The sequence below is a fragment of the Actinomadura mexicana genome (genome assembly GCF_900188105.1).
Classification (GTDB): domain Bacteria; phylum Actinomycetota; class Actinomycetes; order Streptosporangiales; family Streptosporangiaceae; genus Spirillospora; species Spirillospora mexicana.
Window position 1 is genome coordinate 20,850 of record NZ_FZNP01000003.1, and the last position, 17,114, is coordinate 37,963.

The window sequence follows — 17,114 nt, forward strand, 5'->3', positions numbered from 1 at the left end:
ATCTGCATCTCATCCCGCGGGCAGGGACAGCACCGCGACGAGCGCACCGGCGAGCATGCAGGGGCCGAACGGGAACTCGCCCTTGCGCGACCTGCGGACGATCATGATGCCCACGGCCACGAGGCCGCCGAGCAGGTAGGTCGCCAGCAGGCCGACGACCCACGCGTCCCGGCCGTACCAGCCGAGGTAGAGGCCGAGCACGCCGGACAGCTTGACGTCCCCCAGCCCGATCCCGGACGGGACCGCGAACGCCTGCGCGAAGTACAGCGCGAGCAGCGCGGCCATGCCGACGAGTGCGTGCCCGAACCGCTCCGGGCCGTCCTCGGTGAACGGCGCGGCCGCCGCCAGCAGCGCCGCGGCGATTCCGTAGGAGGGGAGTGTGAACCGGTCGGGCAGCCGCTTGACGCCGACGTCGATGAAGCCCAGGAGCGCGCCCACGGCCGCGAGGTACAGCAGCGCGGGCAGGACGGGCCCGAACCCGACCCGCCACCCGAGCACGCCGAAGAGCGCCGCGGTGACCAGGCCCAGGACGACGCCGTGCCGGCGCGGGACGTCACCGACGTACGGCGCAGCCAACGGCACCGCGAGCAGGCCGACGGCGAGCCCGACGGGCACCAGCACCAACGCGACCATCGACCCTCGCCCCGATCCGCACTCTGCCACGCCCCGGCACCTGACCGGACGGACGCCGGCGGCGGAGGGCCCCGCGCCATTCAACCCGCCGCACCGGCCCCCGCGCATGGGCCCCCGGACCCCGATCGGGGCTCCGGGCGTTGTGCGGGCCCTTCCGGGCGAAGGCGGATGTCATGTCGAATCTGACCCCGGGGCGCTGCGGCCCGGGCTCCCTGTCAGAGCCGGCTCGCGAAGAGCAGGCCGACGCCGAGCAGGACGAGGAAGAAGCCGAAGGCCACCATGCCGACCGAACTGGCCGTCCCCCTCCCGGACGAGGTGTCCATCCGTGCCGCGCGCGGGTTCCGCGGGTCGTAGAACACGGCCACCTGCCGGCCCTTGAGCCGGGTCAGCTCGAACGACCCGCCCCTGGTCTGGCCGACCGTCTCGATCTCGGCGCCCTCCAGCGTCCGGAAGCGCAGCACCGGGAAGAACTCGGAGGTGTCGGTCCTGTCGACCCGGTGGACCCCGGCGACGACTCCCGCGACCCGGTGCGCGGAGGCCATGAACGCCCGGCCCGCCCGGTAGCGGTGGACGCCGACGGCGCAGAAGGCCGCACCGAACCCCAGCGCCATGAGACCGAACAACCACACCGGCATCACCAGTACCCGCCGAGTTCCGAACGTCTGACGCTGATGAGCGAGGCCAGGGCCAGACCGGCGGCCGCCCCGGCCACCCCCTCGGCAACGTACAGCACCGCGGAGAGCGCGCCGGCGTCCCCGGCGACCGGGGCCGCCGACCCGGCGAGGACGGCCAGCAGCGGCGGCGGAAGGACGCTCGCGAGCCAGCGCGCCCGCCGCGTCCGGTCGCGCTGGACGGCGCCGGCCACCACGACCACGGCATTACCGTCCGGCAACGAATTGGGTCCCAGGGCCCAAGCCCTACCGAAGAACGATGAACCGCCGCTGACCGGAGCGTTCCGGGCCGCCCGCGTGGCGCCCGGAACACGCCGGTTCGCGTCGGCTAACTGACGGCTATGCCCTTCATCCGGAGACCTTCCTGGCCGGACCAGGGGAAGTCGATGTCCACGGTCCGGGCCTCGGGGGGAAGCCGGTAGACGCCCGAGTAGGTCACGCTGTCTCCGGGGTTGAGGACCTTCTTCGCGTCAGCGCGGGGCAAGGAGGTGCAGACGCACTCGGCGCTCGATGCGCGCAACGGGTAGTATCAGACGCCACTGGCCGTGTCGCGAATGGAGATGCCGTCGGTGCTCTGCGAGACGGGGCTCAGCCTGCCGTTGTACTGGAGGTCCAACTGGAAAGCCGAGCCCGCGTCCGCCTGGGACTGCCCGTTGTTGCGCAGCGTCCAGACGAAAGTGGTCAAGCCTGCCGGATCGCGGTGCATGGAGTTCACCTCCACCTGGAGGTTCTCGGCCTCTGCCGCGGTGAAGGCGGCCGTCTTGGACGAGGTCGGCTTGCCGGGCGCCCAGCGGTAGGGCTGCCCGCCCGCCGGGGCGGGCGGGGGTGGCGGCATGGTGAAGCTCGCGGTGACCCGGCGGTTCTTGCGGCGTCCGCTGCCGGTGCTGTTGGAGGCCACGGGGTCGGCCGATCCGTGCCCGGCGGTCTGGAAGGCGACGCCGGTGCGGGTGACCAGTTGCCGGAGCCGGTCGGCCACGGCCTTGGCGCGCCGCTCGGACAGCGGCTGGTTGATGGCGTCGTTGCCGCTGGAGTCGGTGTAGCCGTCGACCTTGACCGTGCTGCCGCGGGAGGCGTCGACCTGCTTGGCGACGCCGCGCAGGAGCTCGTCGGCCTGCGGGGTCAGGTCGGCCTTGTTCAGCGCGAACAGCACGTCCGACGACAGCCGCACGGCACGTTTGTCGCCGTCGTCGTTTACGGACTGCTCGTCGCCTTCGGCGACCCCGGCCACGGTGAGGATGCGCGGCGCCGCCAGCGGCACCGAAGCCGGATCGGTCTGGTCCGGCAGTGCCCGGAGAGGGCCGTTGGAGATCGGCACGTCCTGCATCGGCACGGTCAGCGGGAGCGTCACCGTCACCCTGTTCACCCCGGCGGGCGGGGCGGGGAACACGGCGTAGACGTCCAGTGAGGCGCCGGGGGCGAGACTCTTGTCGCCGAGTGCGGAGCACAGGCACTTTCCGTCGGCCGTCCTCAGCGGCATGTAGAGCTTGCCGCCGACACCGTCGAGCAGTCCGATGCCGTTGGCCTCCAGGCTGCGGATGTCGCCCTCACGGCCGCCTTCGAACAGGCTGATGTGCAGGTTCAGTTCGCTCTGCCCGTCGTTGACGATGCGGAACTGGCCGGTGACGGCGCTACCGGATGTGCGGGCTAAGGCGAGGAGTTCGACATGCGCGGGCCCGGCACGGTGCGCCATGGGAACCGCGACTCCTGTGCCGGGATTCTTACCGGCCGGCCTGCCGGTCGTCTTCGGCGGGTCGGAGCCGTCGTCGCCGCCGCCGCACGCGGACAGGGCCAGGAGAAGGGCGACCGCACCCACTCCGAGCCGAAGAACCCAAGACTGATCCCGGCCACGTTCAACCATTTCTCTGCTCCCGTCCCACGGAATGAAGAATCCATGCGAAAGCGACAGGGAGAGCCACCGGCTCGGCCGGTGGCTCCACGGGCACCTCGGATGATCTTTGGGCCTCACCGGGCGGATCCCTCCCGTCCTGAACGGCGACCGAACGGCAGGCGGCCTTTTCGCCTGGTCACGGAATCGCTGACTATAGTCATTACGGCTGTAACCATTCAAGAGATTGGTCCTTCCGGCAGGGGTGTCGGCCTCAAAACCGGGAGCAACGCATTGTTCGATGTCAGGCGCGGCGCCAAGGTTCCCCTCGGGGGTGACACGTTCGAGAAAGCTTGTCACGTCCGTCCTGACATGCGCCTACGGAAAGAGTGTCCTGCCTGGCCGGGGCGTGTGCGGGCCGGGAGTCGGCCGCCGTCGTCGCCGACGTACTCCCGGAAGAGTGGAATTTTCCACTCTTCCCTTCCGGGCCGCCCCACCTGGCCATTCTCGCCGGAGCGCCGACTGTTGATCAACGGCGAGCGAAAGGTCCACATTCGGCGGGAGGTCACACCCGGCCCGGCGGTCCTCGCCGGTCGGCGGCGGGCAGGCCGACCGGTGCGAGAAGGCCGAACCGTCCGCCCAGGATCTGCATCTCATCCTGCATGTGCGGATTGTTCGGGGTGGTGCGCTCGCCGTTCGCGCCCGACCCGGGTCGGGCGTCGGACGTGTTCGTCATGCTGGGCGCGTTCGCCGAGGAGCGGGGGACCGACTCGGCCGGCCTGGCGCTGCTCGGCGCCCCGCCGGGGCTCGGCGGGGAAGGCGGCGGGGGCTGCCGGGTGGTGAAGGGGCGCGGCCGGTTCTCGGGGGTCTGGCGGCCCGAGTTCCTGCCCGGGCTGGACCGTGCGGCCGTGGCCATCGGGCACACCCGCTGGGCGACGCAGGGCTCCCCGACCGAGGCGGCCAACGCCGGCCCCATGGTCGTCCCCGGGCCGTCGGCCACGGTCGTGGGTACGCACAACGGCGACATCGACGCCGCGGGCCTTCGGGAGCGGTTCGCGCCGCCGCCCGCGTCCGGCGCCACCGACAGCGAGCCGATCTTCCAGCTGCTGGCCGGCCGCCGGGCCCCGGACGACATCACCGGCGTCCTCCAGGCCCTGGTCGGACGGGTCGCGCTGGCGTGGGTCGAGCGCGACCGCCCCACCGAGGTGCACCTGGCGCGCGGCGCGCTCAGCCCGCTGACCGTGGCCGTGGACACCGACCAGAACATCTACTGGGGGTCCAACCCGCGCTGGTTCCGGGAGGTCGAGCGGCACACCCGGGTCCGGTTCGCCACCGTCGTGCTGCTGCGCGAGGGCACCTACCTGAAGGTCGGCATGGAGCGCCGCCCAGGGCGCCGCGACCTGCCCGAGGTCCTCGCGACGGCGGCCTTCGCGCCCACGGCGCGGGACACCGACATGGACCCGCGCGTCTGGACGGGCTTCACCCCGGCCGACGCCGAGGCCGACAAAGCCCGCCTGCTCCACCGCGTGGTGGAACGGGCGGGCGGCACCGGCGGTCTGCTGACCGTCGCCTGAACCGGCCCTCGGGGGAGCGGCGTGGCCCCCCGAGGGCTCCGGCTCGTCTCAGAGGCGCTCGACGACGTAATCGACGCAGGCGGTCAGCGCCTCGACGTCGGCGGGGTCGATCGCGGGGAACATGCCGATGCGCAGCTGGTTGCGGCCCAGCTTGCGGTACGGCTCGGTGTCGACGATGCCGTTGGCGCGCAGCGCCTTGGCCACGGCCGCCGCGTCCACCTCGTCAGAGAAGTCGATCGTGCCGACGACCTGCGAGCGCTGCGCCGGGTCGACCACGAACGGCGCCGTGTACGAGGTCTTCTCGGCCCACGTGTAGAGCCGCTGGGACGAGTCCGCCGTGCGGGACGTCGTCCAGCGGAGGCCGCCCTGCCCGTTCATCCACTCGATCTGCTCGGCGAGCAGCAGCAGCGTGGCCACGGCGGGGGTGTTGTACGTCTGGTCCTTGGCGGAGTTGTCGACGACCGTCTTCAGGTTGAAGAACTCCGGGACGTACCGGTCGGACGAAGCGATCTCGTCGATCCGCTCGAGCGCCGCCGGGGACGCGAGCGCGACCCACAGGCCGCCGTCCGCCGCGAAGCACTTCTGCGGAGCGAAGTAGTAGACGTCGGTCTCGGACACGTCCACGGGCAGGCCGCCCGCGCCGGACGTGGCGTCCACCAGGACGAGGCCGTCCCGCGCGGTCGTGCCCGCCGGGCGCTTGATCGGCATGGCGACGCCGGTCGAGGTCTCGTTGTGGGTGAGCGCGTAGACGTCCACGTCCTGCTCGGCGGACGCCTCGGGGTGCGTTCCGGGCGGGGCGGAGATGACGGTGGGGTCCCCCAGCCAGGGCGCGCCCGTGGTGACCTTGGCGAACTTGCTGGAGAACTCGCCGAAGGTCAGGTGCTGCGACCGCCGGCGGACGAGGCCGAACGCGGCCGCGTCCCAGAACGCCGTGGTGCCGCCGTTGCTGAGCAGGACCTCGTACCCCTCGGGCAGCGAGAAGAGCTCGGCCAGCCCCTCCCGGACGCGGCCGACGAGGGACTTCACCGGCTTCTGCCGGTGCGAGGTGCCCATGTAGGTCGAGCCGGACCCGGCCAGGGCCGCCAGCTGCTCGGGACGGACCTTGGAGGGACCGCACCCGAAACGGCCGTCGGCGGGCCTGAGATCGGCGGGGATGTCGATGGTGGGATTCGCGCTGTCGGTCACTCACACGAGGCTATCTGACCTGCGGCGAAGATCGTGGCTCGGGTTCACATCCCGAGACGCCGCCGGCGCCACCCCCAGGTCAGCAGGGCGACCAGGCAGGCGGCGCAGGCGCCGCCGACCACGGCCGGGGGGTAGATCCAGGCGTCGCCCCTGGAATGCGCCCGCACGGCCGTGGTGGTGGAGTCGTAGGTGAGGAAGACCAGGAAGAGGGCGGCGACCGCGACGGCGATCCGTCCCGCGACGGCGTTGGTGGCGCGGCGGCGCTCCTCGCGCTCCGCGTCGAACCGCCTCAGCGCCTGCGCCGCCTCCACCGCCTCCGGGACCGCGGGCGCCGCGGCGGGGCCGGACGCCGCATGGGAGGCGCCGCCGGCCGCGGGGCCGATGTCGCCCTCAAGCGGCTCGTCGTGTCCGGCGGGGGCTTTTGTCATGCCGCCCATGATGACAAAGTGGCCGGGTTTCGGGAACCGGCGCACGATCAGCGGAAAGTTTCGATCCGATCGACCGTTCACCGCGTCCAACCTGAACGAGGGCGGGCGAGTCGGGGGGCCGGGCAGAGGCGGGCGAGACACGGAAGCGAGGCGTGGCGCATGGCGGGCGACGGCGACCGGATCCTGAGCGAGGATCGGCTGCGCGGGGTCCTCGACCTGTTCGAGCGGCTGCGGGAGCGGCCGCCGTGGCGGTGGCGGGAGCGGCTGCGGCCCCTGCTCCTGCTGCTCGGGCCGGACCGCGCCGCCTCCCACGCCGCCGAGATGCTCAAGTCCCGCTGCGAGGACGAGCGGGCCCCGGTGTCGCACATCGCCGCCGACACGCCCGCCACCGACGTCGCGGGCGTGCTGCGCGAGGCCAAGCGCGAGCTGTCGCAGCCGAGCAGCCGCGCCCGGGGCGAGCCGGCGCTGCGGTTCCCGCTGCTGGAGATGGCCCTGTGGCTGCGCGACCTGCGGGAGATCCGGCTGGCCGGCGAACGCCCGCCGCCGCGCGGCGCCGCCTCCTCCGAGCGCGAGAACCACCTGCTCGTCCGGCGGCTGACGCACCCGCCGGTCGGCGACAACGAGAACACGCGCCGCCGCGAGCTCAACCGGGTGATCCGGCGGCGCGGCCGGGACGTGCTGCGCGACCTTGAGGAGGTGCCCGGCAGGCGCGCCACCTTCTTATCGTTCCTGGAGCAGATCGCCCCCATCGGCATCGCCGTCGTCGCGCTGGTCAGCGCGGGGACGGCGGCGGCGCTCGACCTGGCCTACGCCGTGCTGGCGGCCGTCGTCGGGCTGGCGTTCGTGACCGTGCAGATCGTCGCCCGGACGCGCGGCTGGTACGGGGTGCGGCGGTTCGGCTGGTTCCTGCGCCAGCCCTACGTCGACCGCGACTCCACCGGCTTCCTCGGCTTCGCGCTGGGCGTGTTCGACCCCCGCCCGGTCGAGCCGGACGACCACGGCGAGCAGCTCGACCTGCTGCTCGTCGCCGCGTTCCTGGAGGACCTGCGCCGCAACTACCGCCGCGACTACCGGCGGGCCGCGTGGGCCCGGGTCCGCTACCCGGTGCTGATCTTCGAGCACCTGTCCGCCGGGCATCCCGGGGTGGCGTTCGTGGAGCTGGTCGAGCGGGTCCGCGCCGACGGCCGGGCGAGCGACCGGCTGCCCGGCTTCGACCCGCTCATCGTCGTCGCCGGAGTGGACCCGGCCGCCCCCGCGAGCGTGGATCCGCCCGACCCGTCCGGGCTCCGGCTGCTGGAGCGGCTCGCGCGGGCCGTCCGGGTGGACGTGGCCTCGGACGAGCCGCAGAGCGTCATCGCCGCGCGCGGCCTGTGGGACCGCTACACGCGCGAGCAGCGGCGCGTCGGCGCCCTCGGCTCGCGCCGCGAGCTGCGCGTGGACGTCACCCGCGACCCGGGCGGCGACCTGCCGCCGGTGCGCCCGGTGCGGCGCCGCCCGCGGCTCGCCCATCCGGCGCTGCCGTGGATCGCCATGGTCGCGGTCGCCGCCGCGTCCGTCTCGGTGATCTCCGTGCAGGTGGTGCGGTACTGCTCGCCGTTCGGTATCAGCCGGATGCCGAACGGCGAGTGCGTCGGCATCACCGACGGGTCGTTCCGCTTCGGCGAGGACTCCGGCGGCAAGAACAACGACAACCGGCTCAACAAGGTCCTCGACCGGATCGAGTCGCTGAACGACCACGTCATGGAGTCCGGCAAGCCGTACGCGACCGTGGTCTACCTCGGTCCGGTGACCGCCGACCCGTCCATCAAGAACAAGCGGATCGACCTGCTCGCCGGGGTGCAGGGCGAGCTGATCGGGCTGGCGATCGCGCAGAAGCGGTTCAACGACGCCGCCGAGGGCGACGACCTGCGGCTGCGGCTGCTGGTCGCCAACGCGGGCGCCAAGTTCCGCTACGCCGAGGACGTCGCCGAGCAGATCCGCGGGCGGGCGCTGAAGGACCGCTCGATCGTCGCGGTGATCGGGTTCGAGCAGAGCCGCCGGCAGACCCAGCAGGCGATCAGGCTGCTGGCCAAGTCCGCGCTGCCCCTCGTCGGCACCGCCAACAGCTACGACGGGACGGCGCTGCTCGACGGCGACGCCGGCTACTCGCCGTACTACTTCCGGCTCGCGTCCCCCAACGCGCGGACCGCGCGGCACGCCGCGTTCTGGGCGCGGCACGGCGACGTCGGCGGCAGGAAGGCGGACGAGGCGGTCGTCATCTACGACGGCGACCCCGACGACCTCTACAGCGCGAACCTGGCGACCGACTTCCAGAAGTCGTTCCGGCCCGGCAAGGCGCTGATGCGCCCGTACAAGAACCCCGGCGAGCTGAACAAGGCGGTCAGGGAGGCGTGCCAGGACCAGCCCGACCTGTTCTACTACGCGGGGCGGTCGGACGAGTTCCGCTCGTTCGTCAACGTCCTGGAGCTCTCCTGCCCCAAGCGCCCGCTGGTCCTCGCCGACGACGAGATCGCCAAGTACGTCAGCGACAACGCCGAGGAGCTCGGCCGCAAGAACACCTTCGACCTGTTCTTCACGCCGCTGGCCGCCCGGGAGGCGTGGACGTGGCGCTGGATCGGCGACCAGTCGCCGCAGACGTTCTACTCCGACTACGACCCGGGGGTCCGGGAGATGACCGACGACGGAAACGACCCGTCGGGACGGCGGCCGTCCATCACCCGCGCCGCCGTCAGCTACGACGCGGCGACCCTCGTCGCGACCGTGGCGAGCAAGGTGTACTGGCAGGAGAAGGCGCTGCCGTCGGCCGGCTCGGTGTTCGCGGCGCTCAACGACCCCGACCACGACGTGCTGCGCAACGGCGCCAGCGGCGTGCTGCGGTTCGGCTCCCGCAACGGCGGCCACCAGGTGATCGACCGGCCGGTGATCCTCGCGACGATCCGGCAGGACGGGACGACGGAGGTCAAGCAGGTGTGCGGGCGCCTCGTCGCCGGCGGGCAGGGCCCGGCCGACTGCCCGCCGGGGGGAGGGCGGGGCGGCGCCTCGCCGAAGTAGCCGGGCACGGCGGCGCCCCGGACACGGCGCCCCGGACACGGCAAAGGCCCCCGGTTCGACCGGGGGCCTCAGGCGCGTCGGTGCGGGGGGACGGGCCGGATCAGCCGCCCTGGCGCTTGAGGACCTCCGCCGCGCCGGCGACCTCGTCGAGGGAGCGGGTGCCGGGACCGGTGTAGCGGGCGCTCGGCCGGACGAGGCGGCCGGTGCGCTTCTGCTCCAGGATGTGCGCCGCCCACCCGGCGGTGCGGCCGCAGGTGAACATCGCGGGCATCATCGCGGTCGGGACCTCGGCGAAGTCGAGGATGACCGCGGCCCAGAATTCCACGTTCGTCTCGATCGGGCGGTCCGGGCGGCGCTCGCGCAGTTCGGCCAGGGCCGCGTCCTCCAGGGCCTTGGCGGCCTCGAAGCGGGGCGCGTCCAGTTCCCTGGCGGTACGGCGCAGCACGCGGGCGCGCGGGTCCTCGGCGCGGTACACGCGGTGCCCGAAGCCCATCAGCCGGTCGCCGGAGTCGAGGATGTCGGTGACGACCTTGCGGGCGTCGCCGAGCTGCTCGACCTTCTCGATCATCGGCAGGACGCGGGCGGGGGCGCCGCCGTGCAGGGGGCCCGACATGGCGCCGATCGCGCCGGCGATGCTGGCCGCCACGTCCGCGCCGGTGGAGGCGATGACGCGGGCGGTGAAGGTGGAGGCGTTCATGCCGTGCTCGGCGGCCGAGACCCAGTACGCGTCGATGGCCCGGACGTGCTTGGGGTCGGGCTCACCGCGCCAGCGGACCATGAACCGCTCGGTGATGGTTCCGGACTCGTCGATCCGGTGCTGCGGGACCATCGGCTTGCCGACGCCGCGCGCGGACTGCGCCACGAACGACAGCGCCGTCACCGACACCCGGGCGAGGTCGGCGCGGGCCTCCTCGTCGGAGATGTCGAGCAGCGGCTTCATCCCGTACGCGGTGGCGAGGGTGGGGAGGGAGCTCTGCACGTCCACCCGCACGTCGCCGGAGGTGACCGGGAGAAGGTGCGGGTCGGCGGGGGCCAGGCCCGGGGTGAAGCTGTCGTCCACGAGGAGGCCCCAGGCGTCACCGAAGGAGACGCGCCCGACGAGTTCCTCGATGTCGACGCCCCGGTAGCGGAGGGCGCCGCCCTCCTTGTCCGGTTCGGCGATCTCCGTCTCGAAGGCGACGACCCCTTCGAGACCGGGTTTGAAGTCGGACATGTCGTCCTGCCTTTCGTCCCCAAGAGTGATAAGGCGGTGCCGTGCCATTGAACCCTGCCCGCCTTACTGACCAGTACCCAGGGGTCCTGCGAGTTGCACAGGGCCCAGGTGAGAGGCTCTGACGCTGTGGATTCCCCAACGCCCGATCCCGCACGGCTCCGGAGATCTTACGAGGTGGGCGAATTGTCCGAGTCGGCGCTCCCCGCCGATCCGCTCGCCCTGTTCGCCGCGTGGTTCGCCGAGGTGCACGCATCCGGACTGGCCGAGCCGAACGCGATGATCCTCGCGACCGCCTCCGGCGACGGGGTCCCGAGCGCCCGGACGGTCCTGCTCAAGGGCTACGGGCCGCAGGGCTTCCGGTTCTTCACGAACCTGACGTCCCGCAAGGGCCGCGACCTCGCCGAGAACCCGCGCGCGGCGCTGGTGTTCCCGTGGCATCCGCTGTACCGGCAGGTCCGGGTCGCGGGACCGGTGTCCGAGCTCCCGCGCGAGGAGACGGCCGCCTACTTCCGGACCCGCCCGTACGGATCCCGGATCGGCGCGTGGGCGAGCGAGGACCAGTCGGGCGTCATTCCGGGGCGCGAGGTGCTGGAGCGCCGCTACGCCGAGGCGGCCGGGCGCTGGCCGGATCCGGCCGCCGGGCGGGCGGAGGCGCCGGAGGGGGACGCGGCCGGCGCCGTCCCGCTGCCGGACTTCTGGGGCGGCTACCGCGTCGCGCCCGAGTCGGTCGAGTTCTGGCAGGGCCGCCCCGACCGGCTCCACGACCGGATCCGCTACCGGCGGGCGGCCCCCGGGGGCGCGGAGGAATGGGCGGTGGAGAGACTGGCTCCGTGACACCGCCGGTTGGAACGGTCCGCCGCAGGCGGCTCCGGGGGCTCGCGATCGACACCCGGCCGCTGGCCCGTCCGGCCTACCGGCGGCTGTGGCTGGGGCAGGGCGTGTCGTTCGTCGGGTTCCAGGTCACCGCCGTCGCCGTCCCCGTCCAGGTCTACGACATGACCCGCTCGTCGTTCTGGGTGGGCGCCCTCGGCGTCGTCAACCTCGTCCCGCTGATCGTGTTCGGGCTGTGGGGCGGCGCGGTGGCCGACCACATGGACCGGCGCAGGCTGCTGTTCGCCTCGTCCTGCGTCATGTGGGCGGCGACGCTGCTGCTGCTCGTCCAGGCGCTCCTGGGCGCCGGCAGCCTCGCGCTGATCATGGTCGTGGTGGCGGTCCAGGCGATCGGGTTCGCGGTGTCCTCGCCCACCCGCAGCGCGATCATCCCTCGGCTGGTCGACCGGCCGCTCGTCCCGGCGGCCAACACCCTCAACTTCACCGCGAGCCAGTTCGGGATGCTGGCCGGGCCGCTGTTCGCCGGCGTCCTGCTGGCCCACTGGCACTACGCGGCGGCGTACGCGCTCGACGCCGTGCTGTTCAGCGTCGTGCTGTACGCGGCGCTCAGGCTCCCGCCGATCCCGCCGCTCGGCGACGTCACCGGCACGCCCGGCCTGCGGTCGGTCTTCGACGGGCTCCGCTACCTGGCCACGCAGCCGGTGCTGCTGATGTCGTTCGCGGTGGACGTCATCGCGATGGCGGTCGCCATGCCGCGCGCCCTGTTCCCCGAGGTCGCCGAGACCCGGTTCGGCGGCGAGGGCGCGGTCGGCTACCTGTTCGCCGCGATCGCGGTCGGGGCGTTCCTCGGCGGGCTGTCGTCGGGCTGGGTCGGGCGGGTGCACCGGCAGGGGATCGCGCTCGTGGCGTCCATCGCCGTGTGGGGCCTCGCCGTCGCGGCCGCCGGGCTGGCCGGCCGCCTGTGGCTCGCGGTCGTCCTGCTCGCGGTCGGCGGCGCGGCCGACCTGGTGTCGTCGGTCTTCCGCCAGTCCATGCTCCAGACGTACGCGCCCGACCAGATGCGCGGACGGCTCCAGGGCGTCTTCACCGTCGTCGTCGCCGGCGGCCCCCGGCTCGGGGACGTCCGGGCGGGGGCGACCGCGAGCGCCGTGGGCGCGACCGCCTCCTGGGTCGGCGGGGGCCTGGCCTGCGCCGCCCTGGTCATCGCGGTGGGATTCGCCGTCCCGGCACTGCTCCGCTATGACACCCGCACCGCCGAGACCGTCTCGGCCGAGCCGCTGCCCGTGGAGGACTGAGCCGCCGTCGGCGAGGGCCGAAGCGACGACCCCCGGATCGTCTCGGGCTGAACCGCTCCGCGTCGCGGGAAGGTTTCGCGTTCATCTCGCGTTCCCCCGTACCCGGCTTCGGGGGATATTCGCAGGGCCCGGCGACGTGGGGTCCGAGCAAGTAGACTCATGACCATAAGACTGGAGGGAGCTGTGACCTCACACGGCCTGATCGATACCACGGAGATGTATCTCCGGACGGTCTTCGAGCTCGAGGAAGAGGGGATCATCCCCCTTCGCGCGCGCATCGCCGAGCGGCTCTCCCAGAGCGGCCCCACGGTGAGCCAGACGGTCGCGCGCATGGAGCGCGACGGGCTGCTGCGGGTCGAGGGCGATCGGCACCTGGAGCTGACCGACAGCGGGCGCGGTCTCGCGACGCGCGTCATGCGCAAGCACCGCCTCGCCGAATGCCTCCTGGTCAACGTCATCGGACTGCCCTGGGAGGACGTCCACATCGAGGCGTGCCGGTGGGAGCACGTGATGTCGGAGGATGTCGAGCGCCGCCTGGTCGCGCTGCTGGACAACCCGACCACCTGCCCGCACGGCAACCCGATCCCCGGCCTGGACGAGCTCGGCGGGCACGGCGGCGAAGCCGAGGAGTCTCCGCTGGCGGTGATGACCGCGGTGGCGAGCCCCCAGGGCGCGGGCGCGGTGATCCGCCGGATCAGCGAGCAGGTGCAGAGCGACAGCGACCTGATGCTTAGACTCAAGCAGATAGGGATACAACCGGGACGAGAGGTGATTCTCCGGGCGACCGACGACGGGGTACGGGTGATCGGTGACGACGAGGACGACAGTCCCGCGACGGAACTCTCGCGCGGCATCGCCGAGCACGTCTTCGTCAGCAGGCGCTGACGCGGTCAGTGTGTGCACCCCCGCCTCGACGGTCTATACCGAAGATCTCCATAACATCGCGTCTTTCGGGCGTATCCCGGCGGCGGGTTCGTCGTTCAATACGACGAGGCGACCACGTAGGACGTCCGTGCCGCGACGCGCGGTGATCATCGGGGCGAGGATCGGGACTGGTATCGGGATGGGGAGATGAGCCACTGGGGGGAAGCGCCTGACGAGGCGCACCTGCCGCCCGAGACCGTCCTCACGCAGATGGAGATGGCGGTCATCGTCTGCGACCGCTTCAGCAACATCATCTACGGCAACTCCTTCGCCCGGCAGCTGTTCGGCTTCGGCGGGGACGCGATCATCGGCCATTCCATCCTGTCGCTCGGCATCGCCGAGGAGGACCACGAGCAGGCCACCGAGCTGGCCAAGCACGTCCTCAAGGGCGGCGTGTGGGAGGGCACCTTCTGCAACCTGCGCGCCGACGGCACCACCGTGTACACGCGGGCGCACGCCGTCCCGCTGCGGCACCCCTCCGGCGCCGTCGACGGAGTGGTGATCTTCGCGCGCGAGGCGCTGCGCTCCAACCAGCGCGAGCAGGACCGCTACGGCCTCATGGAGCGGATCGGGGAGCGGCTGGCCGGGTCCCTGGAGCTGGAGAGCACCCTGCGCCGCGTCGCCGACACGCTCGTCCCGCAGTTCGCCGACCACTGCTTCATCGACCTCTACAGCGGCGACCGCCTCTACCGGCGGGTGTCGCGGCACGCGGGCGGCTGGGAGCCGCCGCCCGGCACCTGGGCGGAGGTCGGCGACCCCGTCTCCTACCCGCCCGGCCACTTCAGCGCCAAGGCGATGGACCGCCGCGACGCCGTCCTCGTCGAGGACATGATCCAGCACCGGTTCACCGCGCCGAGCGAGTCGTCCCAGCGGCTCGGCCACGAGATGGGCATCACCTCGGTGATCTCCGCGCCGCTGTTGGTGCGCGGCGAGATGCTCGGCGTGATGAGCCTCGCGCTGTCGAACCTGTCCAAGCGGCCCGACCCGCACTACGACGGCTTCGACCGCGACCTGCTCGGCGCGATCGCCAGCCGGGTCGCGCTCGCCGTCGACAACGCGCTGCTGTTCGAGGAGGAGCGCGAGACCGCGCTCGCCTTCCAGAAGCACCTGCTGCCCGGCGACCGGCCGCCCCCGCTGGACGGCCTGCAGATCGCCTGGCGGTACGAGCCGGCGCGTCCCCTGGAGTCGCACGGGCACGGCATCCAGACGCAGGTCGGCGGCGACTGGTACGACGTCATCCCGCTGTCGGCGGGACGCGTCGGCCTCGTCATCGGCGACGTCGAGGGCCGCGGGGCCCGCGCCGCCGCCGTGATGGGCCAGCTGCGGGCCGCGCTGCGCGCCTTCGCCCAGGACGACAAGCCGCCCGCCGACATCCTCCGCAAGCTCGACGAGTGGGTCCGCACGATGACGCGGCCCGAGCGGATGCGGTCCGGCTGGAACAGCGACGACCTCGTCCGCCCGCCCCTGGTGTCCTGCACCTACTTCGTCTACGACGCCTGGTCGCGGGTCCTGGAGTTCGCCAACGCCGGGCACGACCCGCCCCTGCTGATCGTCGACGGCGAGGTCTGCGAGCTGGACTTCGAGAGCGAGGGCGGCATGCTCGGCCTGCGCGCCCCCGGCATGGGCGGCGAGCTGCTGTTCAACGAGGAGTCGGCCGAGCTGAAGCCGGGCTCCACCCTCGTCCTCTACACCGACGGCCTGATCGACCGGCGCGCCAAGGACGACGGCGACTACCACACGCGCGAGGAGGCGCGGGAGATGGTCCGCGCCGCCGTCGCGGGGGTCTCGCGCGGCGGGGTCGAGGCCATCGCCAACGCCGCCTACGACGCGGTGCCCGGCGACATCGACGACGATGTCGCGATCGTGGTGATCCGCACCGCCGGCGAGGAGCTGGCCGTGGAGGAGCGCGTCTTCACCGCCGAGCCGATCATGGTATCGGAGGCGCGCCGGATGGCCTCCGACGCGTTCGCGACCTGGGGCATGCTCGACGAGCAGGCCGAGCTCGCGTGCCTGCTGGTGTCGGAGGTCGTCACGAACGTCGTCCTGCACGCCACCGCCACGCCGTCGCCGCGCCGCGAGATGGTCCTCCCGGTCCCGGCCGGGCAGCCGGGACGCGGCGGCGAGCCGCTGGGCGCGCCGCCGCCCGTGCAGTTCAACACCGACTTCGCCGCCCTGGACGCCGACCCCTTCGAGGGCGGCGCGTTCGACGAGGACGACTGGAACCTCGGCGCCGACCTCGGCCGCCGCGAGCCGCCCACCAAGGAGTTCCGGCTCCGGCTGCGGCGCGGCGCGGACGCGATCTGGGTCGAGGTGTTCGACTCCGACATGCGGCTGCCGCGCATCCGCAGCGCCGGCGAGACCGACGAGGGCGGCCGCGGCCTCTACCTCGTCGACCAGCTCGCCACCCGCTGGGGCGCCCGCCCGACGTCCGACGGCAAGGCCGTCTGGTTCGAGCTGCCGCTGAACCCGGCGTGAGCCGGTGCGCGCCTGGGCGGTGGAGCGGCCGGCCCCGATAGAGGCGGGGCCACTGCGGCGCGCCGACCGCGAGGTGCCCTCGCCCGGTCCGGGCGAGCTGCTGGTCCGCGTGCTGGCCTGCGGCGTCTGCCGTACCGACCTGCACGTCGCCGAGGGCGACCTGCCCGTCCACGTGCCGGGCGTGACGCCGGGCCACGAGATCGTCGGCCGGGTCGAGTCCGCGGGCCCCGGCTGTCTGCACGGCCCCGGTGACCGCGTCGGCGTCGCCTGGCTGCGCGGGACGTGCGGCGCTTGCCGGTTCTGCCGCCGGGGCGCCGAGAACCTGTGCCCGTCCTCGGTCTACACCGGCTGGGACGCGCACGGCGGCTACGCCGAGTACGCGCTCGCCGTCGACGCCTACGCCTACGCGCTGCCCGCCGAGCTGGACGACGTGCGCGCCGCCCCGCTGCTGTGCGCCGGGATCATCGGGTACCGGGCGCTGCGCCGCGCGTCCCCGCCGCCGGGCGGCCGGCTCGGCATCTGGGGGTTCGGCGGCTCGGCGCACCTGGCCGCGCAGATCGCGCTCGCCGAGGGCGCGGACGTGCACGTGTTCACCCGCAGCCCGGCCGCCCGGGAGCTGGCCCGCGAGCTCGGCGCGTCCTGGGCGGGCGACTCCTTCGACGCCGCCCCCGCCCCGCTGGACTCGGCGATCGTCTTCGCGCCCGCGGGCGAGCTGGTGGCCGCCGCGCTCGAACGCCTCGACCGCGGCGGGACCTGCGCCGTCGCGGGGATCCACCTGAGCGACGTCCCGTCGCTGGACTACCGGCGGCACCTGTTCCAGGAGCGGGAGGTCCGCTCGGTCACGGCGAACACGCGGGCGGACGGCGAGGAGTTCCTGACGCTGGCCGCGCGCTTGGACGTCGCCGTCACGACCCACGCCTACAGTCTGGACGACGCGGACCGCGCCCTGGCCGACCTGGCGGCGGACCGCTTCACGGGCGCCGCGGTCCTCGTCCCCTAGGCACCGGTT

Annotated in this window: 15 protein-coding genes; 7 read left to right on the plus strand and 8 right to left on the minus strand. The window is 73.1% G+C overall.

Annotation, left to right across the window (positions count from 1 at the left end):
* Positions 1-9: 9 nt before the first annotated feature.
* The 5 genes from CHC11_RS08650 to CHC11_RS08665 form a co-directional block, all read right to left on the minus strand.
* Positions 10-633: a prepilin peptidase gene (locus CHC11_RS08650; protein WP_089311130.1), complete on the minus strand. Its 624-nt coding sequence runs from the start codon at positions 631-633 to the stop codon at positions 10-12.
* Between the two features lie 215 nt (positions 634-848).
* Positions 849-1,268 carry a DUF3592 domain-containing protein gene (locus CHC11_RS08655; RefSeq protein ID WP_143226976.1) on the minus strand — a complete coding sequence of 140 codons (420 nt, stop codon included), beginning with the start codon at positions 1,266-1,268 and terminating at the stop codon, positions 849-851.
* Positions 1,268-1,525: a hypothetical protein gene (locus CHC11_RS08660; RefSeq protein WP_143226977.1), complete on the minus strand. Its 258-nt coding sequence runs from the start codon at positions 1,523-1,525 to the stop codon at positions 1,268-1,270. Before CHC11_RS08660 ends, CHC11_RS08655 begins: the two co-directional genes overlap by 1 nt.
* Positions 1,526-1,632: 107 nt before the next feature.
* Positions 1,633-1,824 (minus strand): hypothetical protein, encoded by a 192-nt coding sequence (locus CHC11_RS40145; RefSeq protein ID WP_143226978.1) that lies wholly within the window; start codon positions 1,822-1,824, stop codon positions 1,633-1,635.
* A 9-nt stretch (positions 1,825-1,833) separates the two neighbouring features.
* Complete coding sequence (locus CHC11_RS08665) at positions 1,834-2,994, minus strand: OmpA family protein (RefSeq protein ID WP_143226979.1); 1,161 nt, start codon at positions 2,992-2,994, stop codon at positions 1,834-1,836.
* A gap of 797 nt (positions 2,995-3,791) precedes the next feature.
* On the opposite strand from CHC11_RS08665, the gene CHC11_RS08670 reads away from it, so the two are divergent.
* A complete protein-coding gene (locus CHC11_RS08670; protein ID WP_089311134.1) occupies positions 3,792-4,703 on the plus strand; it encodes a class II glutamine amidotransferase in 912 nt (303 codons plus the stop codon).
* Between the two features lie 48 nt (positions 4,704-4,751).
* On the opposite strand, the gene serC is transcribed toward CHC11_RS08670, so the two are convergent.
* Both serC and CHC11_RS08680 read right to left on the minus strand, forming a co-directional pair.
* A complete protein-coding gene (gene serC / locus CHC11_RS08675; protein WP_089311135.1) occupies positions 4,752-5,888 on the minus strand; it encodes a phosphoserine transaminase in 1,137 nt (378 codons plus the stop codon).
* Positions 5,889-5,932: 44 nt separating this feature from the next.
* Entirely contained in the window at positions 5,933-6,316 is a 384-nt protein-coding gene (locus tag CHC11_RS08680; RefSeq protein ID WP_143226980.1) for a hypothetical protein, read from the minus strand.
* A 159-nt stretch (positions 6,317-6,475) separates the two neighbouring features.
* On the opposite strand from CHC11_RS08680, the gene CHC11_RS08685 reads away from it, so the two are divergent.
* Positions 6,476-9,367 (plus strand): type 1 periplasmic-binding domain-containing protein, encoded by a 2,892-nt coding sequence (locus tag CHC11_RS08685; protein WP_089311137.1) that lies wholly within the window; start codon positions 6,476-6,478, stop codon positions 9,365-9,367.
* A 100-nt stretch (positions 9,368-9,467) separates the two neighbouring features.
* On the opposite strand, the gene CHC11_RS08690 is transcribed toward CHC11_RS08685, so the two are convergent.
* Positions 9,468-10,580: a citrate synthase 2 gene (locus tag CHC11_RS08690; RefSeq protein WP_089311138.1), complete on the minus strand. Its 1,113-nt coding sequence runs from the start codon at positions 10,578-10,580 to the stop codon at positions 9,468-9,470.
* A gap of 174 nt (positions 10,581-10,754) precedes the next feature.
* On the opposite strand from CHC11_RS08690, the gene pdxH reads away from it, so the two are divergent.
* From pdxH to CHC11_RS08715, 5 genes are all read left to right on the plus strand, one after another.
* Entirely contained in the window at positions 10,755-11,414 is a 660-nt protein-coding gene (gene pdxH, locus CHC11_RS08695) for a pyridoxamine 5'-phosphate oxidase (protein WP_425427293.1), read from the plus strand.
* Positions 11,411-12,706, plus strand: a complete 1,296-nt coding sequence (locus CHC11_RS08700) for an MFS transporter (RefSeq protein ID WP_245918961.1) — start codon at positions 11,411-11,413, stop codon at positions 12,704-12,706. Before pdxH ends, CHC11_RS08700 begins: the two co-directional genes overlap by 4 nt.
* Before the next feature lie 183 nt (positions 12,707-12,889).
* Complete coding sequence (locus CHC11_RS08705; protein WP_089311141.1) at positions 12,890-13,591, plus strand: iron-dependent transcriptional repressor DtxR; 702 nt, start codon at positions 12,890-12,892, stop codon at positions 13,589-13,591.
* Between the two features lie 186 nt (positions 13,592-13,777).
* Positions 13,778-16,105 (plus strand): ATP-binding SpoIIE family protein phosphatase, encoded by a 2,328-nt coding sequence (locus CHC11_RS08710; protein ID WP_089311142.1) that lies wholly within the window; start codon positions 13,778-13,780, stop codon positions 16,103-16,105.
* A 4-nt stretch (positions 16,106-16,109) separates the two neighbouring features.
* Positions 16,110-17,105: a zinc-dependent alcohol dehydrogenase family protein gene (locus CHC11_RS08715; RefSeq protein WP_089311143.1), complete on the plus strand. Its 996-nt coding sequence runs from the start codon at positions 16,110-16,112 to the stop codon at positions 17,103-17,105.
* Positions 17,106-17,114 lie beyond the last annotated feature (9 nt).

Coding starts and splice junctions, on each gene's coding strand:
- CHC11_RS08650 (WP_089311130.1), bottom strand. CDS start 633: ATGGTCGCGTTGGTGCTGGTGCCCGTCGGGCTCGCCGTCGGCCTGCTC.
- CHC11_RS08655 (WP_143226976.1), bottom strand. CDS start 1,268: ATGCCGGTGTGGTTGTTCGGTCTCATGGCGCTGGGGTTCGGTGCGGCC.
- CHC11_RS08665 (WP_143226979.1), bottom strand. CDS start 2,994: ATGGCGCACCGTGCCGGGCCCGCGCATGTCGAACTCCTCGCCTTAGCC.
- CHC11_RS08670 (WP_089311134.1), top strand. CDS start 3,792: ATGTGCGGATTGTTCGGGGTGGTGCGCTCGCCGTTCGCGCCCGACCCG.
- CHC11_RS08680 (WP_143226980.1), bottom strand. CDS start 6,316: ATGACAAAAGCCCCCGCCGGACACGACGAGCCGCTTGAGGGCGACATC.
- CHC11_RS08685 (WP_089311137.1), top strand. CDS start 6,476: ATGGCGGGCGACGGCGACCGGATCCTGAGCGAGGATCGGCTGCGCGGG.
- CHC11_RS08690 (WP_089311138.1), bottom strand. CDS start 10,580: ATGTCCGACTTCAAACCCGGTCTCGAAGGGGTCGTCGCCTTCGAGACG.
- CHC11_RS08710 (WP_089311142.1), top strand. CDS start 13,778: ATGAGCCACTGGGGGGAAGCGCCTGACGAGGCGCACCTGCCGCCCGAG.